At 64.1% G+C, this 23465-nt stretch carries 19 protein-coding genes; 10 read left to right on the top strand and 9 right to left on the bottom strand.

Annotation, left to right across the window (positions count from 1 at the left end; translation table 11 throughout):
• Nucleotides 1–82 precede the first annotated feature (82 nt).
• On the top strand, nucleotides 83–1204 hold the full coding sequence (locus OIU93_RS08955) for a YihY/virulence factor BrkB family protein (RefSeq protein WP_264269739.1): 1122 nt from the start codon (nucleotides 83–85) through the stop codon (nucleotides 1202–1204).
• Between the two features lie 69 nt (nucleotides 1205–1273).
• Here the strand turns inward: OIU93_RS08955 and OIU93_RS08960 are convergent, their stop codons facing one another.
• The 5 genes from OIU93_RS08960 to OIU93_RS08980 form a co-directional block, all read right to left on the bottom strand.
• Nucleotides 1274–2446, bottom strand: coding sequence for an alcohol dehydrogenase catalytic domain-containing protein (locus tag OIU93_RS08960; protein ID WP_264269740.1), 1173 nt, complete (start codon nucleotides 2444–2446; stop codon nucleotides 1274–1276).
• Between the two features lie 187 nt (nucleotides 2447–2633).
• Complete coding sequence (locus OIU93_RS08965; RefSeq protein WP_264269741.1) at nucleotides 2634–3275, bottom strand: DUF3618 domain-containing protein; 642 nt, start codon at nucleotides 3273–3275, stop codon at nucleotides 2634–2636.
• A complete protein-coding gene (locus OIU93_RS08970; protein WP_264269742.1) occupies nucleotides 3272–3727 on the bottom strand; it encodes a phage holin family protein in 456 nt (151 codons plus the stop codon). The genes OIU93_RS08965 and OIU93_RS08970 overlap by 4 nt, the downstream gene beginning before the upstream one ends.
• The gene (locus tag OIU93_RS08975) at nucleotides 3724–4638 is read right to left on the bottom strand and encodes a hypothetical protein (RefSeq protein WP_264269743.1); all 915 of its coding nucleotides are present in this window, start codon (nucleotides 4636–4638) and stop codon (nucleotides 3724–3726) included. Before OIU93_RS08975 ends, OIU93_RS08970 begins: the two co-directional genes overlap by 4 nt.
• Nucleotides 4639–5748: 1110 nt before the next feature.
• Nucleotides 5749–6207: a hypothetical protein gene (locus OIU93_RS08980; RefSeq protein ID WP_264269744.1), complete on the bottom strand. Its 459-nt coding sequence runs from the start codon at nucleotides 6205–6207 to the stop codon at nucleotides 5749–5751.
• Between the two features lie 931 nt (nucleotides 6208–7138).
• Between OIU93_RS08980 and OIU93_RS08985 the strand changes: the two genes are divergently transcribed.
• The 5 genes from OIU93_RS08985 to OIU93_RS09005 all read left to right on the top strand — a co-directional run bounded on the left by OIU93_RS08985 (nucleotide 7139) and on the right by OIU93_RS09005 (nucleotide 12134).
• Nucleotides 7139–7474, top strand: coding sequence for a DUF6098 family protein (locus tag OIU93_RS08985; protein WP_372342898.1), 336 nt, complete (start codon nucleotides 7139–7141; stop codon nucleotides 7472–7474).
• Between the two features lie 45 nt (nucleotides 7475–7519).
• Entirely contained in the window at nucleotides 7520–9055 is a 1536-nt protein-coding gene (locus tag OIU93_RS08990) for an FAD-dependent oxidoreductase (protein ID WP_264269745.1), read from the top strand.
• 60 nt (nucleotides 9056–9115) lie between these two features.
• Entirely contained in the window at nucleotides 9116–10081 is a 966-nt protein-coding gene (locus tag OIU93_RS08995; RefSeq protein ID WP_264269746.1) for a Ku protein, read from the top strand.
• Nucleotides 10082–11074, top strand: coding sequence for a DNA topoisomerase IB (locus OIU93_RS09000; RefSeq protein ID WP_264269747.1), 993 nt, complete (start codon nucleotides 10082–10084; stop codon nucleotides 11072–11074).
• A gap of 850 nt (nucleotides 11075–11924) precedes the next feature.
• On the top strand, nucleotides 11925–12134 hold the full coding sequence (locus tag OIU93_RS09005) for a hypothetical protein (protein WP_264269748.1): 210 nt from the start codon (nucleotides 11925–11927) through the stop codon (nucleotides 12132–12134).
• 530 nt (nucleotides 12135–12664) lie between these two features.
• On the opposite strand, the gene OIU93_RS09010 is transcribed toward OIU93_RS09005, so the two are convergent.
• The 4 genes from OIU93_RS09010 to ffh form a co-directional block, all read right to left on the bottom strand.
• The gene (locus tag OIU93_RS09010) at nucleotides 12665–13120 is read right to left on the bottom strand and encodes a phage holin family protein (protein ID WP_264269750.1); all 456 of its coding nucleotides are present in this window, start codon (nucleotides 13118–13120) and stop codon (nucleotides 12665–12667) included.
• Nucleotides 13117–13635, bottom strand: a complete 519-nt coding sequence (locus OIU93_RS09015; protein ID WP_264269751.1) for a hypothetical protein — start codon at nucleotides 13633–13635, stop codon at nucleotides 13117–13119. The genes OIU93_RS09010 and OIU93_RS09015 overlap by 4 nt, the downstream gene beginning before the upstream one ends.
• A gap of 694 nt (nucleotides 13636–14329) precedes the next feature.
• On the bottom strand, nucleotides 14330–15547 hold the full coding sequence (locus tag OIU93_RS09020; RefSeq protein ID WP_264269752.1) for a hypothetical protein: 1218 nt from the start codon (nucleotides 15545–15547) through the stop codon (nucleotides 14330–14332).
• Entirely contained in the window at nucleotides 15537–17087 is a 1551-nt protein-coding gene (gene ffh / locus OIU93_RS09025; protein WP_264269753.1) for a signal recognition particle protein, read from the bottom strand. Before ffh ends, OIU93_RS09020 begins: the two co-directional genes overlap by 11 nt.
• Before the next feature lie 115 nt (nucleotides 17088–17202).
• Here ffh and OIU93_RS09030 point away from each other — a divergent pair, with 115 nt between their 5' ends.
• From OIU93_RS09030 to OIU93_RS09045, 4 genes are all read left to right on the top strand, one after another.
• Nucleotides 17203–18660 (top strand): glucose-6-phosphate dehydrogenase, encoded by a 1458-nt coding sequence (locus OIU93_RS09030; protein WP_264269754.1) that lies wholly within the window; start codon nucleotides 17203–17205, stop codon nucleotides 18658–18660.
• Between the two features lie 169 nt (nucleotides 18661–18829).
• Nucleotides 18830–19855, top strand: coding sequence for a 3-oxoacyl-ACP synthase III (locus OIU93_RS09035; RefSeq protein WP_264269755.1), 1026 nt, complete (start codon nucleotides 18830–18832; stop codon nucleotides 19853–19855).
• Nucleotides 19852–22440, top strand: coding sequence for an alpha/beta fold hydrolase (locus tag OIU93_RS09040; RefSeq protein ID WP_372342896.1), 2589 nt, complete (start codon nucleotides 19852–19854; stop codon nucleotides 22438–22440). The genes OIU93_RS09035 and OIU93_RS09040 overlap by 4 nt, the downstream gene beginning before the upstream one ends.
• Nucleotides 22437–23459 carry an NAD(P)-dependent oxidoreductase gene (locus OIU93_RS09045; protein ID WP_264269756.1) on the top strand — a complete coding sequence of 341 codons (1023 nt, stop codon included), beginning with the start codon at nucleotides 22437–22439 and terminating at the stop codon, nucleotides 23457–23459. Before OIU93_RS09040 ends, OIU93_RS09045 begins: the two co-directional genes overlap by 4 nt.
• Nucleotides 23460–23465 lie beyond the last annotated feature (6 nt).

Raw genomic sequence — 23465 nt, forward strand, 5'->3', positions numbered from 1 at the left:
GTTGCTCCGTCCGAGGGGTCGTGTTTAACTTTTGGCAAGCAGGAAAATATCCACGGAAGACAATAGATTGCCGAGGTGTTCTATGCGCAGCCCCAAGGGATCCAACAGCCACAGCGGATCAGCAGCCGATACCGCAGCCAAGGGCAGGTCGGCTCCCGCTCCCGACGACAAACGGAAGCCGGAAAGTCCCACGGATTTGAATGGGACATCGTGGAAGTACATCTTCACCCGGTCCATCAGGGAATTCTCGCGTGAAAAATGCACTGACCTCGCCGCCGCCTTGACCTACTTTGCAATGCTTTCGCTTTTCCCTGCCCTCCTTGCCTTGGTTTCATTGCTCGGCGTCGTGGGACAAGCCGAAAGCACCACTCAGACGATGATGCAGGTGCTTGAAGGCATTGCGAGCCCCGAAGTCGCAAATACCTTGCGCCAGCCCATCGAACAGCTCGCCAGTACGCCATCGGCCGGACTGGCATTGATCGCCGGTCTCCTGGGTGCACTCTGGAGTGCTTCCGGCTACGTCGGAGCCTTCGGGCGGGCGATGAATCGTATTTACGACGTGGAAGAGGGACGCCCGTTCTATAAACTGAAACCGCTGTTGCTGTTGCTGACCCTCGTACTGCTCCTCATGACCGCCGGCATGGCGATACTGCTCGTCATTTCCGGACCGCTGGCCCAAACCATCGGCGACGCCGTCGGTTTAGGCGAAACCACGGTCAGTATCTGGAACATTGCCAAGTGGCCGGTGCTGGTGCTTTTCGCCATAGTCCTGATAGCGGTGCTCTATTACGGCACGCCCAACGTCAAGCAACCAAAGTTCCACTGGCTCAGTCCCGGCTCGGCAATTGCCTTGCTCATTCTGGCGATCGCAACCTTGGGCTTCTTCTTTTACGTCTCGAACTTCGGCAATTACAACAAGACCTACGGAACCATTGGCGGAGTCATCGTGATGCTGCTGTGGATCTGGATTGCCAATCTGTCGTTGCTCTTCGGCGCCATCTTCGACAGTGAAGCAGAACGGGCTCGCGAATTGCAAGGCGGCATAGAGGCCGAGGCATCACTTCAATTGCCGCCTCGCGACACCAAGGCCAGCGACAAGCTACGGAAACGCGAGGAGCAGGACATACAGGAGGGCAAGGATCTTCGTATGGAAGCCACGGCACGGGGCGAGGATCCTGACGCAAACGAACGAAGGAACACGTAGCCCGGCGGGCAAAGGAATGGGAAGGGGATCACGGACAACACGTCCGGTTCCCCTTCCCCATTCCCCCGATCAGGGCTGCAACACGACCTTGATGCAGCCGTCCTGCTTCTTCTGGAATGTCTCATAGAGTTCAGGGCCACGGTCCAGGGGCACCGTGTGTGTCACCAGATCATCCAAACCTAAGGGGTCCGTTGTGTCCTCGGCCAAGGGAAGTAGCTCCTCGGTCCAATGCCGGACATTGCATTGCCCCTGACGCAACTGGATCTGCTTGTCGAACATCTCCAACATGGGCATGGGAGTAGCCGCCCCGGAATACACGCCACTGAGGGAAATCGTGCCGCCCCGGCGCACCGAGGCCACGGCCGCGTGAAGCACTGCGGTGCGATCAACCGAGACCTTTTCAAGGGCCAGCTTCGCAATCTTGTCCGGTAGCAGACCGGTGGCCTGTTGCAACACCTGGGCTCCCGGGGAGTCGTGGGCTTCCATCCCCACCGCATCCAGCACTGCGTCCGGTCCCCGGCCCGTCGCATCCAATAGTTCCTTGGCAATGTGTTTGCCAAAGTCCATGGTCTCGATGCCGTGGCGTTCGGCCATGGCCCGGCGTTCGGGCACGGGGTCCACTCCAATCACCCTTTGGCCCAGGTGCGTGCCGATGCGTGCGGCAAGCTGGCCCACTGGTCCTAGCCCGAAGACCGCCAGGGTCCCCCCTTGCGGGACATCGGCGTAGGCCACGCCCTGCCAAGCGGTGGGCAGGATGTCGGAAAGGAAGAGGTAGCGGTGGTCGGGCAGTTCCTTTCCGACCACGATCGCGCCGTAATCGGCATGGGGAACACGTAGGTATTCCGCTTGTCCTCCGGGCACCCGGCCATAAAGTTCCGAGTAACCAAAGAATGCAGCCCCCTTGTTGTGGGACCGCACCTGGGTGACCTCGCACTGCGACTGCAGTCCGCGGTCACACATCCAGCAGCTGCCGCAGGAGATATTGAAGGGTATGACCACCCGGTCCCCGACCTTCACCCTGGAAACCGACGACCCGATTTCCTCGACAATGCCCATGGGTTCGTGACCCACAACATCGCCGGCGTGCATGTACGGTCCCAACAATTCGTAGAGGTGGAGGTCGGATCCGCAGATTGCGCTCGATGTTACTTTTATGATGATGTCCCCGGGCTCTTCAATGCACGGATCGGGCACCTCCGTGAACTCGATCTTTCGTTTTCCCTGCCAGGTCAATGCCTTCATGGTTTCCTCCCGAAGCGTGGTGGATTCAATTGGTGTGTGTTTGTGGCCGCAGCGGCTAGAGAGATCGCCCCGGGGTTCGGCGAAGCAGGCCGTCACAGCCCGATTCGATCGATGGGCGCGGGAACGAGGCGCACAGCAGTGTGCCGCGGGGCCGGGATCCCCCGGTCCCGCGGCACAACGCCTTGCGCTACTGGAATCCGCCGCTCGTGCGTGGCGGATCGGGGAAAGCTGCCCCGCCATCCGTGGTGGTGCGCGGTGTTGCGCCCGTCGTTCCGCCCGAGTCCGACACATTCGCCGCGGCTCCGCCGGCGTGGTCCTTCAGGTGGCTGGCTTCGTCGGCCGTCTCCGTCCGGAGTGTATCGGCCGATTCGCGAGCGGAGGACTTCAGGTTCTCCACGGCCTCGGTTGCCGGTTCCTTCATGTCCTCGGCGATGGTCTTGGCAGCCGCGGACAGTTCATCGGTCAATGGCTCCGCTTTCTCCTTTAGCGTATGAACCATCTCGCGTTCCTGGTCGCTACCCGGTATGAGGGAAGAGACGAGAAGTCCGGCACCAAAGGCGATGAGCCCCGCTGCCAGCGGGTTCCCACGGGTCTTGGAGACCATGGTGTCCGGGGCATTATGCAACATGCCGCTCGCATCTTCCCCCGCGGTTTCAACGCTGCCCATCACCGCGTCCTTGGCCCGACGTACCGAACCCTTGATCCGCTCGCTTTGCCGGTGGGCAATACTCGAGGGACTGACCTTGTCGGCAATGGCGTCCACGTCCTCACTGAGGTTTCCGCGGGTACGCTCAATGTCATCACGAATCTCTTCGGGCTCCCTGCTCATGGGGTTTCCTCCTTGGGGTTGAATGCTGGCGGGATGTCCTTGATGGTTTCGGCGGTCTGGGGAAGCCCCTTCACCTCTTTGAATTGCTTCTTGGCAACGCTTGCCATGACCGCGGCGACAATGGCCCATACCACCGCAACGATGACGGCGGACCAGCCGTAGCCGACCCAGTTCGCGATCCCGACCATGGCCGCTATGGACAGGAAAAGCAGGACGAAGTGACCTGCAACTCCTGCGCCTCCGTAGAGCCCCGCCCCCTTACTTGCAGATCGGGCCGAAGCCCGTAGTTCGGCCTTGGCAAGTTCGGTTTCCTGGCGTACCAGGTTCGAGACGTTCTGTGTCAGGTCACTGAAGAGGTCTCCCAACGACAGGTCCGCGGCAGCATTGGTGGTTTCCGCGTTCGGCGGAGCGCCGGCCTGATGGGCACCGGTATTTGTCGGGAATTCGCTCATGATCCGCTGAACCCCTGTTCGCTCCGTCGACCCGTGGGCGGGTAGTACTCCACCCCCGGGTCGATGCCTGTGCCGCCGATGGCACCTGAACCCATGGTTTGGTTAACCGTTGGCGGAAGAGGACTTACGTCCCGTGGTTCGCCCATTTCGGGAATTTGCGCCGTTGAGGCCCGGGACTTTTCGGAGGCATCTGGACCGCTTCCGGCGTTTCGGGTGATTCTGCCGGCGAGCAATCCTGCACCAAGTGCGATGCCCAAAAAGGCCCCGGGACGACGTCGGGCAAAGTCCTTGACTTCGTGGAGGATGTCGCCCGGCTCCTTGTTTCCAAGCCACTGCGCGGCGTCGCCGCTATACCGGGCCGCTTGGGCCACGAGGTTTGATGCCGTACCCGAGGCGTCCGAGGACTGCACCATGGAGCGAAGTTCATCGCTGATCTGGCGCAGGTTCGTGGAAACTTTTTCCTGCGCGACGGCGGTCTGGGCCTTCACGTCCGAGCCAAGTTCATCCAGCAGGTTGCTGGTCTGCTTTTTCGCGTCGTCGAGTACAGACTCCGCCTCTCGTTTGGCTGCCTGGCCTACGTGCCTGGCGGATTCCTTGCCGTCTTCGGCCAGTTCGCGAGCCTGTACCTTGGCTTCTTGGCTTTTCCCGGACGTGGAACCCGGCTGAGGAGCGCCCACCACAGGGGCGCCGGAGACTTTCGCGTCGCCGCCGGCGGTACTGGGTCCACCTAGATCGGGAGGCAGAAGTGGTTCCGGCGGCACAATGGGATCGCCCGTCTCGAACGGCTCGGAAACCGGGTCATTCCGATGCGCTTGGACGTTGTGTCCTCCCGTCTTCGGTGGGGGCACACGACCTGCGTCGCCCATGTTTCCCTCTGGCGGGTATGCGGCGTTGAAATCATTCTCACTCATTGGTTGACCTCCAATTGATCCACGCCCCGTAGGGCAGTATTCGTCGGATTTCGTGACCCGCAGCCTGTGTGGCGGGACACCGTGCGTGCATCGCACCGGGTCCTTGGCGCGTATGCGAATCAATGAACTTGACTTGTTCTCAGTATTTCGGCTTCCTGAATGTTCGCGCTTTGCTCAGGATCAAGAGAGGAAACTTTCCATGCCGAACCTAAACGCTGGATCCCCGCTGCTAAAGGATCCGCGATACAAATCAGCAAAACAAGAGAATCGCGCGGACACAACCTTTTTGACATCGACCCCATGAAAATTGTTGGGATCTCTGTCGCGGCGCTTCGGAGCGGCCGTCAGAAACAGCCTTGAGGACGGTCGTTGCCCTTGCTTTGAGGTTGAGTCGTCAATAACCGTAGAGGGTGTATAGAGCGGAAACTGGCCTTCGACTGGACTCCAGGCCCAGCGTTGCCGTACAGGTCGCCGGATGGGAAACGTGGCACCTTGAATCATCCATCGTCAATTGACGTACGGAGGACCGATCGCGACTACTTTTCATCGACTCGGGCGGACCTCGCGTCTTCAATACAGGGAGGAGCCACAGGGACTCCACAGTGCCGGAATACTGCAAGGGCAGGCAACTGGGAGCGCATGATTTTTTTTGGCCGTGAGTTTGGGTCCTGTGGGAATGATCCTATGGGAATGAGTAAGGTCGATTGCCTCGAACTGGACGTCCACGACATCGCCCGTGCGACGTCTATTATCACGTTGTCGGTCTGCTTCGGTTCAGATCGATCGAATCCGTTTTGAAGCTACTCCAATGAACGAAAATCCACATACTCCGGCAACCCGTCAAAGGCTCGTGAATCGCAGCCGCCCCTCTCGCGCGGCAGTTTCAACTAATGGGCGGCCGAGTGCGGGAAGTGCAGTTGCGTCCCCACCTAGTAGCGTGAGATGAATGCTGAGTTTCCGATGTCAATTGAACAATCGGAACAACGGGCTCTTGGAGTGTTGACGCTCAACCGAAAGACACCTACCCTAACCAAGCGACAGTGGTCGCCGTTCCGAAGAACAGCGACCACTGAAGGCGTTCTCGTCCTCTATTGGACACACGCTTGATACTTAACGATCCTCGTTGCCGAATTCGCCAAGTGTCTCGTCTTCACTGCTACCGGTACGGTCGCCGAGCTGCTCGGACTCGAGGGGTTCGCCGTCGCCGCCGCCGAACCCACCGGACTCCTGGCCACCGCCATCGCCGCCACCGAACCCACCGGACTCCTGGCCGCCGCCGTCGCCGCCACCGAACCCACCGGACTCCTGGCCGCCGCCGTCGCCGCCACCGAACCCACCGGACTCCTGGCCGCCGCCATCGCCGCCACCGAACCCACCGGACTCTTGGCCGCCGCCGAACCCGCCGGACTCCTGGCCGCCGCCATCGCCGCCTAAATCACTGACCATTTCCGAGCCATCCGTGCTTTGTCCGTTGCCGAAGCTGCCAGCATCGGCCTCCCCGCCGATCAGATCTTGGTTCTCGTTTTCGTCTTGGTTTCCGAACTGTCCGGAGTTGTATTCATCTGCCATGATTCTTCTCCTTTTGTATCTTCGACCCCTATACGAGCGGGATGACGAGACCTAATGTAATAAACCAGCACCGACGTGACAACCCGTTTTTGGCCACTCGCCGAGGTGGCTTTTGAACCGTAAAAACCTTCCATCGCCTTCAATTCCGGTTGCACCGAAGGTCCGCCAGGTGATTCAACCCCGTAATATTCCGATACTGGAGATGCCTTCCACGCGATTCGATAAATACGTCGATATTGAATGTTCCGGGCAACGTGTAAATTCCTTCCTTGCATGGCAAGAGTGCCATTAGAGTCGAACTACACAGCCCGACCATGGGACCGTCATATGGCTCGGTTAGCAGAGCTCAGAGCCGCCTGCGCGGCGAATACTAGCTAGCGGGCGACGGTCCCGTGATCGAGGACTGGGCACCGTCGAAACCAATGCAACTGCCGGGCTTGGTCAGGGAACCCTGGGTCGCCCGGAATGACTACGATGTTTTTCCCGCCGACGTGCAAGGGGCGAAGCATGGCGCAGAACGCCAGATCCAGGAGAGTCATAACCGAATTCGGTTTTGCACAGTCACGGAAGGATGAGGTCCGACGACCGCGATTGCCAATAAAGGGACCGTTTGCTGATGAGCAGTCCGTAATTGCTCCCATGAGCCGGACATCACGCGCAATCTCCGCGTTTCGAGAAGACGTCCCACGGCAGCCGTCTTGGCACATCGGCGCTAACAGAGTGAACCACACAGGCGAACGACGCAGACGAGTGGTCCTTCGACCCTCCCTCGATATCGAGCACGCCATCACGCGTTGGATCCATATGCCAGCGATCCATCCAAGCCCATGGCAGGGCCAGCGAGAAAGCAAACCAGTGGATGTCCCGATGCTGGATTCGCTCGTCGATCTTGAACGAATGGTCAAACAATCTGCTGATCTCTATGTCAGGTATGCAGAAGGGTGGGACGGATCGCGAACGGGGAAGCAAAGACCACGAGAGCGGGATCGAGATGCTGGCCTTATCAGTCAATCCGCTATCCCCGGAACTTTGCTGGACAAGACCCCTGACGGATTGGTTGGCCCGCCAGCTTTGCCAATTCAAGCTCCTGTTTGGGGAGAACCCGAAGCGCAAGGGATGGATCGCACATGGCAACAACGCAGGACGGGGGCCGGACTGCGATCCGCTTTTCACCCAGGTCGAGTCAGCGGCCAAGCTTTCGGTGCCTTGCTGGAAAATGACCCGAAGAATAGGCGTCCCCAGTAGCTGGAGGGAAACACTCCAGTGACGCTGACACCACAAAAAACCGCAGAAGCAACCCAAGGAGCACACCATGGACTCGATATGGCTAGATCCTCGACCTGGCATTGCAACAGACCTCTTCGTACCCGACGGGCACTACGACGCGGTGGTGGCCGGGGCCGGCCTCACCGGTCTGGTTAGCTCGCTGCTTCTTAGCAGGGCCGGATTGCGCGTGGCAGTGATCGAGTCCCGATTCGTGGGCGCCGGGACCTCCGGGCACACCACGGCGAAGCTGAGTCTGCTTCAAGGCACCACGATGCAGGAAATCCGCAAGAATTTCCCTGCGGAAGTCGCACATGCCTATATGGAAGGGAACAAGGAGGGACAGTCCTGGCTATTGCGGTATCTTGACGAGGTCGGGGTACCGCACCAATCCCGTGATGCCTTCACCTATGCAGTCGATGCCTCGGGCCGCGAACAACTCGAAAAGGAGGCGCAGGCCAGCAGTGAAGCCGGACTGCAAATCGACACCCTGGAGGATCCGGATATCGGGCTGCCGTACGCGATTGCCGGAGCCCTCGTCCTGCGCGACCAGGCCCAGTTCGACCCCGTGGACGTGTTGACGGCCCTATGCAACGACGTCCGCGCCCGCGGAGTCAAGGTCTTTGAGGACACCCGTCTCACCGGCGCGGGCAATTCCGCACCCCTGGAGATCACCACCAATCAAGGATTGCTGTTCGCCGACACGCTGATCATCGCCACCGGCACCCCTGTCTTGGACAGGGGTGGATTCTTCGCCAAACTGGAACCTTCCCGGTCTTACCTGGCTGCCTACACCGGTGCCCCCGACGGCCGGGGCTTTCCGCAAGGCATGTATCTCTCGGTCGGGAAACCAGGTCGTTCCCTGCGCACTGCCACACGCCACGGAAAGCCCGTATTGCTGGTGGGAGGCAATGGCCACCCGGTCGGCGCAGGGTCCCCACGCGCAGCTGCCCGGGACCTGGACCTGTGGGCCAGGGAGCACTTCGCGGTGGCCGAACGCACGCACGCTTGGTCCGCACAGGACTACCGTTCAGTCAATGCCGTGCCGTTCGTCGGTCCGATGCCGCGCGGTGGCGGCCGGATCCACGTCGCCACCGGATATAACAAGTGGGGCATGACCAACGCCGTCGCAGCCGCATTGAGGCTCTCAACCGAAATCCTGGGCGAGGAGACCCCCTGGGGCGCGGTGCTGGCCCATCGCACCTCCGGTGCCGCTGCATTGGCCGAAACCGGCAAATTCAATGCGGGTGTTGCCAAGGGACTGGTGACGGGTTGGGCGCACGCGCTGACCGAGTCCAATTCCCGCGTCGCCGAAAAAGCCCCCGACGCCGACGAGGCAACCGCGCCGGGACGAACAGATGGCAGGGTGGTCCATGACGGCGTCCACCCCGTCGCCGAATCAATCGTGGATGGGCGTACCTGTCGGGTCTCGGCCGTCTGCACCCATTTGGGCGGGATCCTCACCTGGAACGACGAGGAACGTTCTTGGGACTGCCCGCTGCATGGCTCCCGCTTCACTCCCTCGGGCATCTTGATCGAGGGCCCTGCGACCAGCGACCTGAAGCCCGCGGACGACCGGACATAGAAGGAGGGAATGGATGCGCATTCTCTGGTCACCGAATGCCCCGGGTGCTTGACTGGGAACATGAGAGCAATCTGGACCGGATCCATCGCGTTCGGGCTGGTCAATGTGCCGGTCAAGGCCTATGGCGCCACGGAGGACCACGACGTCCAACTCCATCAGGTGCACGACGCCGATGGCGGCCGAATTCGCTATCAGCGCCGCTGCGAGGTCTGCGGCAAGAAGATCGACTACGAGCACATCGACAAGGCCTATGACGACGGTGAGCGGACGGTGGTGCTCAGCGGCTCGGACATGGAAGCCCTTCCAGCGGAGAAGAGCCGGGAGATCGAGGTGGTTCAGTTTGTGCCCAGCGATCAAATTGATCCCATCATGCTCGAACGCAGCTACTACCTCGCCCCCGATTCGAAATCGCCCAAGGCCTACTCGCTGCTGCGCCGCACCCTTGAAGAAACCGAACTGACCGCGGTGGTGAAGTTTGCGCTGCGGCAGAAGACCCGATTGGGTGCCATGCGCGTGCGCGGGGACGTTTTGGTGCTCCAGGGGCTGCTCTGGGGGGACGAGGTCCGCGAGGCTGACTTCCCGGAGGCCCGGAAGGACAGCAAGATCAGTCCGCAGGAGCTGAAGATGTCGGCGGCCCTCGTCCAGCAATTCAGCGCCGATTTCACTCCCGAGGAATTCGAGGACGACTATCAGGCCCAGTTGCGTACGCTGATCGAGGAGAAGCTCAAGCAAGGCGATTCCCTTGACACCGAAAAGACCTTCGGCGCGAAGGACACCGATACGCAGGAGACCGAGTCCGGGGACGTCATTGACTTGATGGAGGCGCTCAAGCGCAGCATTGCCCGGAAGGGCCAGCCCAAGGACAAGGACGAGGGCGGCACGGAGGGGCAAAGCGCTACCGGCAAGAAGGCAACGGGCACAAAAAAGACGCCGGCGAAGAAGAAGGCACCTGCGAAAAAGAAGACCACGACAACCAAGACCGCCGATGCCCCCGCTGCAAAAAGCAAGTCCCGCAAGGGCGCGTAAATGCACGATGGCCTTGAACGCGTGGCGCCCGGTACCGCGGGCATTCGCAGGCAGGTTGCCGGGCGCGGCTTCAGTTACCTGTCGGCCAACGGGCGGCGGATCCGCTCGGAGCGGCTGCTCGAGCGGATCCGGCAACTGGCGATTCCTCCGGCCTGGACGGAGGTCTGGATCGCTTCCTCCCCCAAGGCCCACATCCAGGCAACAGGGGTGGACGCAGCGGGACGCACGCAGTACCTCTACCATGCCCGCTGGCGCGAGGTGCGCGATGACGAAAAATTCATCCGTTCCCTGGCCTTCGCCCAGCGACTCCCGGTTCTCCGCCGCATTGTGACCCGTGACCTCAAGCAGACCCAAGACCCCAGACGACGGGCGCTGGCAGCTGCCGTACGGCTCATGGACCGAGCCGGACTTCGGATCGGCGGCGTTGCCTATGCCCAGGAGAACGGTTCTTTCGGCGCGACCACGCTGCTCAAGCGACACGTTGAAACCGAGAGGCACACCGTACACCTGCATTTCTCCGGCAAATCATCCGGAACCTGGGACGTGACGATCAGCGATCCCCTACTGGCCGACTATTTTTCCTCGCTGCCGCGCACACCCGGCTCGGGGCCGGCGATCTGCCACGCCGTGGCAAACGGTCGCCGGAAGCAATGGACGGCAGTATCGGATACCGAGGTTAACGCTTATCTGGGCGACGTTGCCGGTCATGGGTTCACCGCCAAGGACTTTCGCACATGGCAGGGCACCGTAGTGGCGGCCGTGTCCTTGGGCCGTGCCCAGCGGGCGGGGGCCACGTCGCCCGCAGCCGTCACCGCCGCCATCCAGGAAGCCGCCGACTGGTTGCACAACACCCCCGCCGTCGCCCGGGACTCCTACGTGAACCCTCGGGTGATTGCGCTTTTTGAACGTGGCGTGGTTGCCAATCCCGGTCACCGGCCGGATCGTGCGGTGCTGGACCTCTTGCTCGATGGGCGTGAAGGACACCGTGGGTGAGCCCTGTACCGCTCCAGGTGGTCACCGCTAAACACGAACGCCCGAATCCTTTACGTCATCAGCTATTGCTTTCGCCGTCCTTGGATGAGGTGTGTGCTCAGTCGGCCCTCCCCGGGGCGTGTGACGAACATGGACGCGTGGATGTCGAAATGCTTGTGCTCCGCGACACCTCACCTACATAATCAAAAGGTCTTCAACTGGCGGATTCTTCCGCCAGCCACACGGCGCTTCTCCAGTCCCCGGGAACCCGTTGTCTTTCAGCGAAACTCGAGGATCGGGTTCATGAAGTCCCCCCAATTGCTTGCGGAACCGCAACGTCACGGTTCCTTGCCCGTGCCGGCGGCCGCCATGCGCGTCCCTACGTCGCCAGCCCCGCCAAAAAATGGTTCGGCAGTCATCTGTGAAAGCTGCCAAAGCGATCACTACCTCGTCTTCGAAAAAGTCGTCCCCCTTCCGCATCGGAGTTCCGAACCGGCAAGTTGGGAGATTGAATGCTGGTGCGGCCGGTGCGAGGAATTCCTGGCGGTGCGGACCACCCAACCGCCGCTAACGCCGCATTCCATCCTTAATGCGGCGACGGGACGGGAAGACGGGCGCATCTGACTCCCATTCATTGATCCACCAGCTGGCCAATGCTTGACTTGGGATGAGCGGAAAGAGGCTGGCATGACACCATCGGATGCCGAAGGACGGACTGTCCCTTCGAAACGAGTGCCGAAGCAAGCCGCCCATGATGTGCCGGAAGCATCGACCAGCACGCTGTCCGCGTTCCAGTTGTCCAGCCTGCCTGACGAACGAATTGACCGAAGATAAGAGGCCGCATTGAAGCGGCCAGTGAAAGGAAAGTGCCGTGCATGAGTTGGACCTGATCCGAGCAGCCAGCGAAGACGTGGCGGCCGCTCGGCTCTTGCTGAGACAACGCCAGGAAACCTTGGACGCCATCACGCGCGCGGCGCTTGAACACGGTGTCCCCGCCGCGGAAATCGCCGCAGCCCGAAAAGAGTCCGGCGACATTCCCCACGTCGCGGGACTACCGAGGAAAGTGGCCACGAAAGGCTGAGAGCAACGCGTTCTCGCCTCGCCCTCCGCCCTCCGGGCTTTCATTTTCCGGTCGGGGCCAATGCCCCTCCCGTGAGCCGAGCGAACGCCTCGCGATTGTCAGGCCCTGTCGGTTGCCTGCGCGTGCCCCGCCTCGCGGGCGCAATGGGCACAACAGTAAATACCGGTCTCACTTTCCACGCCGTGGCCCAGGATCCTGCATCCGCAGTGGGCGCATGCAGGTGCCATCATGTGGATGGCACATTCAAAACTGTCGAACGTCCGGGTCTCCCCTCTCCGGGTAAGCGTGAAGGTCTTGTCATAGTCATTGCCGCACATATCGCACGTAGCCATGGTTGCTCCTTTTGCATGGTCTTCTTCGGGGGGTAAACCAATTTTTTTCCGTTCCGGAAGGATGAGGCGAGACAGGTCCCCTACCTTGCATGTCCCGCTCGAAACCTCCTTCCCGGTCCCCCAGGGCATCCCCGGCGGAAGCCGGGAAGTGTCATGCTTCATCGTCCAAGCGCATCCTTTCCGTCTCCGGCGCGCGTTTCACGGTGCCGTGTGCCGGGAACTGGTTTTCGGGGGCATCTCCCGGTGGGTTGCGTTGCCATCGGGCAAGCCATCGAAAGCTTCGAACCCGTTCCTGCCCATGCCGATGAGTACGGCGGCGATGATGACCCAGAACGCTGCCAGAAGAAGTCCTGCGTATCCCCAGCCGATCCAGGTTGCCAGGCCTGCCAGGGCGGCCAATGCCAGGAAGAGGAACGCGAACTGTCCGGCCAGGAGGGCCCCGGCATAGAGCCTCACCCCCTTGCGCACCGTCCGGTAGAGGATCCGGATCTCGCCCTTGACCAGCCCGATCTGCTGGTGGACGATGACATCAAATTTTTCGGTGAATCCCCTGAACCGGTCCTCCAGCGCATGGCGCTGCATCCGGTCCGACCCATGGGTGCGGGGCGAATCCAAGGTGCCTTCGGGCTGGACGTCCGCTGGTTGCCTGCTCATGGTCGGCTGAATCCCGGCCCCGGGCCGTGCAGTCCCGAAGGCTTTCCTCCAACATCGGGCTCGCCTTCGGTGCGCCGAGGCTCGATGCCGCCAATGTTCGCACCTTTCGCCGGCTGCATCGCGGAGTCATTCCATGGACGCTCTACGGACAACGGGTTCCTGCCTGTCCGCCCGTCGTTTGCCTCCCGTACGGACACACCTTCGCTGGCGTTCCGGGTCAGACGGCCGGCAACCAGGCCGGCGCCCAGGGCAATTCCAAGCAATGCCGCCGGGTGTCGCTTCGCAAACCGCTTGGTCTCCTGAACAAGGTCGCCGGGGTCCCGACCGTCCAACCAATCAGCCGCGTTTGCGCTGTACACCGTTGCCCGTTCGACGACGTTCGCGGCCAGACCGTTGGCAGAACCGTCATGCAGCATCCACGCGAATTCGTCGCTGATTTCACGGAGCGTGGTGGCGACCCGGCGTTGCTGGAGGGAGGTCTGGTTCCGGATCTCGCCGCCGAGGGTGGAGATCAACCTGGCCCCCTCATCCCCAAGGGACCGCGCAACATGGTGCCCCGCGGACTCGCTCCCGGAGACGACCGGTCCCGGCGCGTAGTTACCGGCTTCCCCATCTACGGCCGGACCGGAGGGGCCCACTGCCGGAGGGGCGGGTCCGGTCGCCGTCCGCCTGGCGGTATCGGTCCACTGGTTCTTGATTGCCGGCTGCACGGTCGGCCGAACTGCTTGCCGGTCCATCGGGAACTCCGGTGGGTAGGGGGCACTGAAATCATTGACGTTCATGGTCTTCCTCCAATAGGTCCGCGCCTTGGAAGCGATGTCTGCCATGGAAACCCGGCCGCCCATGACCTTTCACAGCGCATGATTCTCCTCGCGCCCCGGTTCGGTTATCTCTGGACTCGATGCGAATTGGTGAATGGCCCGTCGTTGCGTGGCGACGCCGTTGGAGACAGCGGCCCCATGTGGGGTCCTCTACGTATCCCGGCGGCCATCGGCGCTGTCACGATGCGGTCTTCCGGAGCTCTGGGGCTCCCGGGAAAACCCTGTCAATAAGAGCAAAGCAATAGTTCCGCCTCGGCACAAGGGTTTTGACATCGGGGGCAGGGAATCGCTTCACTGGACGGCTTATGACCTGTCGGCGAGGGAAACACTGCGCGTCCCGGAGTCGCCCCCAATGATGCGCAGTCCGGCCGGGAGATGGGGGTACTTGCTAGTGGCCCGAGCGACGATCCCGGGTGAGCCGCCAGGTGCCGATGCCGATGTTCGACAGTGCGTCAACTCCCCAGAGCGCGGCAATGAGCGCCACGGCCCAGAATGGCAGCCAGGGTTGCTGCCAGTCGGTGAGCAGCACCAGTGCCATGGCAACCACCGCCTCGAACACGCCCCACAGGACCTGCGTGCGGGGTCGCCAGGAAAGAATGTTGAAGAACTTGCGGATGCCCTTGGCCTCGCGCGCGTCGGCGCCCATGGCCTTGGCAACGGTTGGGCCCAGTCCGCGGGGCTCGACCAGGCGCGCAGATTCCGGCACCGTGCCATCCTCGACGTAGTCGGCCAGGGCGCGGGGCCGGCCAAAGATCTCCAGCACGGCGCGCAACTTCTCGACCGACCCGCTGCCGCCAAGTGCCTCGTTGAGCTGGGTGATCACGTCCTCGCCGATGCCGTATTCGGAGAGACGGGCAATGGATTCCAGGTCCGGCGCGAGCCATTCGCGGGTGAGGAAGCCGGAAACCTCGGCCGCCTTGGTGCCCGGAACGGGGTCGAGCACCGGCTCGGCAGCGACCGACCAGCCGTGGCCGAAGCCCGGGTAGCCGTGGAGCTTTCGGCTCTGGCCCTCGAACCAGAAGACCATGGAAAAGCGCGGGCCAAGGCGCGAGAGCATGATGGCGGGGAACGTCGACTTCGACAACATGATCTCGGGCATGTAGCCCTGGTGCACCGCCACGTCGCCGTGTTCGGTGGAGAAGTGCTGCCAGGCCGTCTTGGTGGCACCGGCAAAGAACGCCACCTCGGATTCCTTGAACGTGCCCAACAGCACCGATCGCCCTCCGGTCGGGTGCTCGAGCGCGTCGTCGGCGATAGGTTCCCCGGTCTCGGCATCCACACCGTCAAAGTCGGCGTAAAGCGCTCCGGTGCCACGTTTCAGGGCGATGGCGAATCCCTCGATCTGCTGGCCGAAGGAGATCTCCCCCGCTTCATCGGCCATGACGATGAAACCGTCGGGGTTCACCGCCACGACCATCTCGACCACCGAGAGCTTGCCCCAGGAGACGGGTTCGGCCAGCAGGGAAATGCTTTGCCGGGCGCGCAGGGTCTCCTTCAGGCGTCGGTGGGCCTGGACGCCGGAGGGTTCATCGAAGATGAACGCCATGGAGGCGATCAGCCACGCTGGCGCGACGCCTCCATCCGGCTCCCCGGGGCTACTTGCCAAGGAACTTCTCAAACCCCTTCGGCAGGTTCAATTCGGAGGGGTCAAAGTCCTTGGGCCCGGCACCGAAGGCCGCACCCGAGGGAGTCTTGGCCTTGTTGGCCTCCGCCGCCGCCAGCTGCGCGGCCTTGGCCGGATTCCCGAACTTCTGCTTCTTCTTGGCCGAGCCCTTGGAACCCTTCTTGGCGCCTGGACGCCCGCCGGGCATGCCCGGGATGGCCCCGCCGGAGGCCAGCTTCTTCATCATCTTCTGGGCCTCGCCGAAGCGCTCGAGCATCGAGTTGACCTCGGAGACGTGCACGCCCGAGCCCTTGGCAATACGTGCGCGGCGCGAGCCGTTGATGATCTTCGGTGCCACGCGCTCGTGCGGGGTCATGGAGCGGACGATGGCCTCGATCCGGTCGATCTGCGACTCGTCGAACTGCTCGAGCTGCTGGCGGGAGATCTGCGATCCGGGCATCATGCCCAGGATCTTCTTCATCGACCCCATCTTGCGGATCTGGGCCATCTGGGCCAGGAAGTCATCGAGCGTGAAGTCCTCGCGGTCGGCGAACTTCTTCGCCATCCGCTCGGCCTCGCCCTTGTCCCAGTTCTGCTCGGCCTGCTCGATCAGGGTGAGGATGTCGCCCATGTCCAGGATGCGGGACGCCATGCGGTCCGGGTGGAAGATCTCGAAGTCGTCGAGGTTCTCGCCGGTGGAGGCGTACATGACGGGCTTGCCGGTGACCGAGGCCACCGAGAGGGCGGCACCGCCGCGGGCGTCGCCGTCGAGCTTGGTGAGCACCACGCCGGTGACTCCGACGCCGTCGTTGAAAGCCTGCGCGGTGTTGACAGCGTCCTGGCCGATCATCGCGTCAATGACGAAGAGGACCTCGTCCGGATTGACGGCGGCGCGGATGTCAGCTGCCTGCTGCATCATTTCGGCATCGATGCCCAGGCGTCCGGCGGTGTCGACGATGACCACGTCGTGCAGCTTGGTGCGGGCCTCGGCAACGCCGTCGCGCGCCACTGCCACCGGGTCGCCGGTGGCGGACTCGAACTCGGAGGAGACGCCCGGGTGCGGTGCGTAGACCGGCACCCCGGCGCGTTCGCCGTTGACCTGCAGCTGCTTGACGGCATTGGGTCGCTGGAGGTCACACGCCACCAGCAGCGGGGTGTGGCCCTGGGCCTTGAGGTGCTTGGCCAGCTTGCCGGCCAAGGTGGTCTTGCCCGCACCCTGCAGGCCGGCGAGCATGATGACCGTGGGGGCGACCTTGGCCAGGTTCAGCCGGCGGGTCTCCCCGCCCAGGATGTCGACGAGTTCCTCGTTGACGATCTTGACGATCTGCTGGCCCGGGTTCAGCGAGGCCGAAACCTCTTCGCCCAGGGCACGTTCCTTGACATGGGCCACGAAGGCACGGACCACCGTGACGGCGACGTCGGCGTCCAGCAGGGCACGGCGGATCTCACGAACGGTGCCGTCGATATCGGCCTCGGTCAGCCGTCCCTTGCCGCGGAGGTTCTTGAAGGTGGATGTCAGGCGGTCGGAGAGTGAATTGAACACGTGCCGTGCACTTCTTTCGTTGTGGGCGTTAGGCGCGGTCTAACCCGCTGGACTCAACATCCAAGATTACCAATAACATGGGGCTCTTTCTTCAACACATGGCAGTCTTGGAGATGTGAACCCTGATTCAAGCTCCCAGACCGGTACCCACGTAACCACATTATTGATCCTCGGCGCCTCCGGCGACCTCACCGGAAGGCTGTTGCTTCCGGGTCTGGCCCGGCTGGTTGGCTCGGGCCGAGCCCGCGGGCTGAAGCTTGCAGGAGCCGGCGGCCCGGGCTATTCACAGGAGAAATGGCAACAGCGCGTCAACGAGGTCTGCGCGGCGGCGAAGAAACAGGCCACGGCCCCGGGCGGCACCGAACTCGACAAGATTGCCGCCGACACCCGCTTCGCCGAACTCGACGTCACAAAACCCGGCGAGCTGGCCGCCCTGGTCGATTCCCTTGAGGGGCCGGTGGCACTGTACTTCGCGCTTCCCCCCGCGGTGAGCCAGAAGGCCTGCGAGGTCCTGGAACCGGGGGAACTTCCCGAGTCCACGCTGTTGGTCATGGAAAAGCCGTTTGGCTCCAACCAGAAATCCGCGCAGGAACTGAACCGGACGCTGATCCGCCTGGTCCCGGAGGAAAACATCCACCGGGTCGACCACTTCCTGGGCAAGGGCACGGTGTTCAACATCCTGGGCCTGCGCTTCGCCAACCGGCTGCTCGAACCCCTGTTCACCGGTGAGCACGTGGAGAAGATGGAAATCTTCTACGACGAGGAGCTGGCACTGGAAGGCCGGGCCGGGTACTACGACGGCGCCGGGGCGCTGCGTGACATGATCCAGTCGCACCTTTTGCAGATCCTTGGCCTGCTGACCATGAACGCCCCGGCGACGCTGAAGGAACGCGACGTGCGCGACCACCTCGGCTCAGTGCTGCGCGCCACAGCCCTGGCCGGCAACCCCGCCCAAAACACGCGCCGCGCCCGCTACACCGCCGGCACCTCGAAGGGCCGGCCGGTGCCCGACTACGCCAGCGAGGAAGGCGTGGAACCGGCATTGAAGACCGAGACGCTGGCGGAGGTCACGCTGAACATCAACAACTCGCGCTGGGCCGGGGTTCCGTTCATCCTGCGCGCCGGCAAGGCCCTGGGAACCGCGCGCAAGGAAGCCATCATCACCTTCCGCCCGGTCTCCCACCTGCCCACCGGATTCAAGGGCACCGACGAACCCACGAAACTGCGGATCGGATTCGGCCCCGACACGCTGTCCCTGGACCTGGACGTCAACGGCCCCGGCGACCTCTACACCCTGGACCGCGTCACCCTGGCCGCTGAACTCAATTCCCCGGACCTCCTCCCCTACGGTGAAGTCCTCCTCGGCGTGCTCTCCGGCGACCCGACCCTGTCTGTGCGCGGAGACACAGCGGAGGAATGCTGGCGCATTGTCGATCCGATCCTCACCGCGTGGGCCGACGATGCGGTGCCCTTGGCTGAATACGCCGCGGGCGGAAACGGCCCGGCCGACTGGGACACCAATTGCACCAAGCCCGTCAATGGCACGCCCGCAAAGGCCAAGGCCAGGCACTAGCAACGCGATCCCCGCGGGCGACGCTTGGCGCGCCCGTGTGTGCCCCGGGCACGCCGAGGGAATACGGTAGGACGAGGACATTTTTAATCGTTGGACCGTGAGATGGATCCGGCGTCCGTATTCTTCGCGCCCGACACCGGCACGACAGCCCCGACACAAAGGCTAGATTTTGAACGGCAATGCAACGTTTCGGCACCATAATTCGGCCCTCTTGGCCGTCACCAGCGTGCAGGCCCCGGTGGTCATGACCTCCGGGGAATTCGACGAACGTCTGGCCCCCAGCCTCAAGCGCCTGCGCTTGTCGAAAAAGCTGTTGGAACGTGTTGCCGGAGTGATGGAGCGCCGTTGGTGGTCGGAGGGGACCAGCTTCGATGATGCCGCGGTCGAGGCCGGAGGCAAGGCCCTGGCCGAGGCCGGCATCGAGCCGGGCGAGATCGGCCTGCTGATCAACACCTCGGTCACCCGCCGCAACCTGGAACCCTCGGTGGCCTCCAAGATCCACCACGACCTGGGACTGCCGTCCTCGGCCATGAACTTCGACGTGGCCAACGCCTGCCTGGGCTTCGTCAACGGCATGACCTTGGCCGCGAACATGATCGACTCCGGGCAGATCAAGTACGCCCTGGTGGTCGCGGGAGAGGATGCCCAGCCGACCCAGGAAACCACGTTCCGCCGGCTCAATGCAGAGGACTCCACCCGCGAGGACTACTTGCGGGAATTCGCGACCCTCACCCTTGGTTCGGGCGCCGCCGCCGCGGTCATCGGCCCGGCCGACGCGCACCCCGGCGCGCACCGCATCGTTGGCGGGGTGTCCCGTGCGGGAACCGAACACCACAAACTGTGCGTCGGAGGCCCGTCGGGCATGTACACCGACACCAAGGGGCTGCTGGACAACGGCCTGGAACTGGTGGTCGATGCCTGGGACGAGGCCCACCAAGCCGGCTGGAACTGGAAAACCATGGATCGCTACGTCACCCACCAGGTATCCAATTCCTACACCAATGCCATCATCAAGGCCGTCGGCCTGGTCCGCGACCGGGTGCCCATCACGTTCCCCAAGTGGGGCAATGTCGGGCCGGCGTCGCTGCCCATGACCCTCTCCCAGGAAGCCAAGACACTGAAACCCGGTGACCGGGTGCTGTGCATGGGGGTTGGTTCCGGGCTGAATACCGCCATGCTGGAGCTTGCCTGGTGACCGAGCTCTTCCCCGGTGTCGATTCCCGGTACTCCCGCCGCGTCATGGTGCCCTCCACCTCGGACGTGGATGCACCGGGCACCAGCCACCAATGGCACCTGCTGGACAACGCCTCCGAGCTGGCCGACAAGGGCATTACTCCGGTCGGCACGCTATTGTGCGTGCACGGCAATCCCACTTGGTCCTACCTGTGGCGCGGCCTGCTGCAGCACGTGTCCACCCGCGACCTGCCCTGGCGCGTGGTGGCGGTTGACCAGCTGGACATGGGCTTCTCCGTGCGCACCGGCGTGTTCCGCCGGCTAGCCGACCGGGTCAACGACCTCGGCGACCTGTCCAACGCCTTGAAGCTGACCGGGGAGGTGACCACGGTCGGCCACGACTGGGGCGGACTCATTTCCCTGGGCTGGGCCCTGGCACACCCGGACCAACTGGCCAACGTGGTGCTCACCAACACCGCAGTGCACCCGGCCGGCTACGAACTGCCCGCTGCGCTGCGCCTGGCCTCCCACCCCGCCGTCCACGGCTGGGGCACCAAAACCACCGACGCCTTCCTGCGCACCACCCACTCGCTGGCGCAACCGGCCCTGGAACCGGACGTCCGCCAGGCCTTCATGGCCCCCTACGCCAATGCGGGGCGGAGGACCGGAGTGGCGAACTTCGTTGCCGACATCCCCTTCACCAAGGACCACCCCAGCCGCACCACCCTCGACGCCATCGCCGATGGCCTGCGCACGCTGGAGGTTCCCGCCTTGCTGCTCTGGGGACCCAAGGACCCGGTATTCTCCGACCGCTACCTGCGTGACCTGATGGACCGGCTCCCCCACGCCGCGGTGCACCGCTTCGAGGGCGCGGGCCACCTGCTTCCCGAGGACCGCGACATCGCCACCCCGGTCTTTGACTGGCTGGCCCGGGCAACCACCGCGCACACCGCCGGGCGCGCCGGGGCCCTGGCCGCATACCGGCCCATGTTGGCCGAACTCGATGGGCGCACGCAGGACACCGGCACCGCGGTGGTTGACATCAACCCGGCCGGCTCGCTGTCATGGGCGGAACTGGGCAACCGGGTCAACGCGCTGGCCCGCGGCCTGGCGCACATCGGGGTCAAGCCCGGTGACCGGGTCAATCTTCTGGTGCCCCCGGGCATCGAACTGACCTCCCTGATCTATGCCTGCCTGCGTTTGGGCGCGGTGATCGTGGTGGCCGATGCGGGCCTGGGCGCCAAGGGGCTGGGCCGCGCCATCCGCGGGGCCGGCCCCGGCTACCTCATTGGAATCGACCGCGCACTGACCGGGGCGAGGTTCCTGGGCTGGCCCGGAACCCGGATCGCCGCCGGGGACATGCCCGCCGCCAAGCGCACCCTGCTCGGCGTGGCACACACCGTGCCCGAACTGCTTCAGGCGGGCACGACCACCGCCGCCCAACGCCGGGAATTCACCCCGGCGGACCCCGATGCCGATGCGGCGGTGCTCTTCACCTCGGGATCCACCGGCCCCGCCAAGGGCGTGGTGTACACCCACCGCCAGTTGGCGGCCATGCGGGACACCCTGCGCGACACCTATGACCTGAAAGCCGGTTCGGCACTCGTGGCGGGCTTCGCCCCGTTCGCGTTGCTCGGCCCCGCCCTGGGCGCCACCTCGGTGACCCCCGACATGGATGTCACCGCCCCGCGCACGCTCACCGCCACGGCACTGGCAGATGCGGCTGCCGCCGTGGACGCCACCACGGTCTTCGCCTCCCCCGCTGCCCTGGCCAACGTCCTGGAAACCCGGGAAGGCCTCGATGACGCCCAACGCCGGACCCTGGCAGGCATCTCGCTGCTGCTCTCGGCCGGCGCCCCGATCCCCGAGCCACTGCTGGCAAAGGTCCAGGACCTCGTGCCCGGTGCCCGGGTGCACACCCCGTACGGGATGACCGAAGCCCTGCCGGTGACCGACATCGACCTCGAGGGCATCCGGGCTGCCGGTGCCGGCAACGGGGTCTGCGTCGGCACCCCCGTCGCCGGGGCCCGGGTCGCCATCGCCCCGCTGGACGCCAACGGGCGAGTCGGCGACCAGCCGCAGACCGCTGCCGACCTCACCGGGGAAATCCTGGTGCGCGCCCCGCACGTGAAGGACCGCTACGACAGGCTCTGGATCACCGAACAAGTCAGCAGCTCCATCCCGGGTTGGCACCGCACCGGGGACGTGGGACATCTCGATACGGCCGGACGGCTCTGGGTGGAAGGCAGGCTCGGCCACGTGCTGGACACCGCCTCCGGACCGCGGACCCCGGTCGCCGGTGAACAGGCAGCCGAATCGGTCCGGGGCGCCGGACGCGCAGCACTGGTCGGCGTGGGGCCCGCGGGCACCCAGGCCCCCGTCATCGTCATGGAGACGGTGCCGCCGGTGCGCCGCGCGGCACCCGCCCCCGAGGCACTGGCCACAGCCGTGCGCACCGCAGTCGCAGGCACCGGGACCGAGGTGTCCGCGGTGCTGGTGGTCCCGGCGCTGCCCACCGACATTCGGCACAATTCCAAGATCGATCGGGCCGCGCTGGCCTCCTGGGCCACCGACACCCTGGCTGGCGGACGGATCCGCAACCCGTGAGCAACCAGGGGAAGCCGGACCCCGGCCGCCGCGTGCTGGTCACCGGTGCCAGCGGGCTGCTTGGCGGCGCGGTGGCTTCGCTGCTGCGCGCCAAGGGGCACCGGGTGCGCACCTTCCAGCGGCGGGCCAGCGCCGGAGCCACCGACGAGGTGCTGGGCTCGCTGACCGATCCTGCCGCGGTGCGCCGGGCCGTTGACGGCATGGACGCCGTCATCCACCTGGCGGCGAAGGTCTCCTTCACCGGGTCCTGGCACGATTTCACGGCAACCAACATCACCGGGACCAAGACCCTGCTGGAAGCAGCCCGCAGCGCGGGGGCGGCGGACTTCGTGTTCGTCTCCTCCCCCTCGGTCGCCCACTTCGGCGAGCCGCTGGCGGGCGCCGGTGCAGGGATGGCGGACCCGGACCGTGCCCGCGGAAACTATGCCCGTTCCAAGGCGGCGGCAGAGCTCAGCGCACTGGCACTGGATGCGGCCGACTTCCGTGTCACAGCCATCAGGCCGCACGTGGTCTGGGGACCCGGCGACACCCAATTGGTGGAGCGCGTCATCGAACGCGCCAGGTCGGGAAGGCTGCCGCTGCTCGATGGCGGCGCCGCGTTGATCGACACCACCTACATCGACAACGCCGCCGATGCCATCGTGCGCGGGCTTGAACGCATGGAACACGCCCACGGCCGGGCCCTGGTCATCACCAACGGAGAACCGCGCCCGGTGGGCGAATTGATCTCCGGGATCTGCCGCGCCGGCGGCGTGCCCGCACCGCGCCTGAGCGTCCCGGGCTGGCTGGCCCGCGGCGCGGGCTCGCTCATCGAGCGCGGCTGGCTGGCCGCAGGGTCCCGCAACCTGGTGCACGACGAGCCGCCCATGACCAGGTTCCTGGCAGAGCAGCTCTCGACTGCGCATTGGTTCGACCAGCGCGAAACCCGCGAGGTGCTGGATTGGGCACCCCGGGTGGGAATCGACGAGGGCCTGAAGCGCCTCGCCGCGCACTATGGCGGCACCGCCCCCGGGCAGTAGCCAACA

It is taken from the genome of Paeniglutamicibacter sp. ZC-3, from assembly GCF_025847175.2.
GTDB lineage: Bacteria > Actinomycetota > Actinomycetes > Actinomycetales > Micrococcaceae > Paeniglutamicibacter > Paeniglutamicibacter sulfureus.

Bases quoted from the DNA above. Each gene is read 5' to 3' on its own strand.
- OIU93_RS08960 (WP_264269740.1), bottom strand. From the start codon at position 2,446: ATGAAGGCATTGACCTGGCAGGGAAAACGAAAGATCGAGTTCACGGAG.
- OIU93_RS08980 (WP_264269744.1), bottom strand. From the start codon at position 6,207: ATGGCAGATGAATACAACTCCGGACAGTTCGGAAACCAAGACGAAAAC.
- OIU93_RS08995 (WP_264269746.1), top strand. From the start codon at position 9,116: ATGAGAGCAATCTGGACCGGATCCATCGCGTTCGGGCTGGTCAATGTG.
- OIU93_RS09000 (WP_264269747.1), top strand. From the start codon at position 10,082: ATGCACGATGGCCTTGAACGCGTGGCGCCCGGTACCGCGGGCATTCGC.
- OIU93_RS08965 (WP_264269741.1), bottom strand. From the start codon at position 3,275: ATGAGCAGGGAGCCCGAAGAGATTCGTGATGACATTGAGCGTACCCGC.
- OIU93_RS08985 (WP_372342898.1), top strand. From the start codon at position 7,139: ATGCAGAAGGGTGGGACGGATCGCGAACGGGGAAGCAAAGACCACGAG.
- OIU93_RS08970 (WP_264269742.1), bottom strand. From the start codon at position 3,727: ATGAGCGAATTCCCGACAAATACCGGTGCCCATCAGGCCGGCGCTCCG.
- OIU93_RS09010 (WP_264269750.1), bottom strand. From the start codon at position 13,120: ATGAGCAGGCAACCAGCGGACGTCCAGCCCGAAGGCACCTTGGATTCG.
- OIU93_RS08990 (WP_264269745.1), top strand. From the start codon at position 7,520: ATGGACTCGATATGGCTAGATCCTCGACCTGGCATTGCAACAGACCTC.
- OIU93_RS08955 (WP_264269739.1), top strand. From the start codon at position 83: ATGCGCAGCCCCAAGGGATCCAACAGCCACAGCGGATCAGCAGCCGAT.
- OIU93_RS08975 (WP_264269743.1), bottom strand. From the start codon at position 4,638: ATGAGTGAGAATGATTTCAACGCCGCATACCCGCCAGAGGGAAACATG.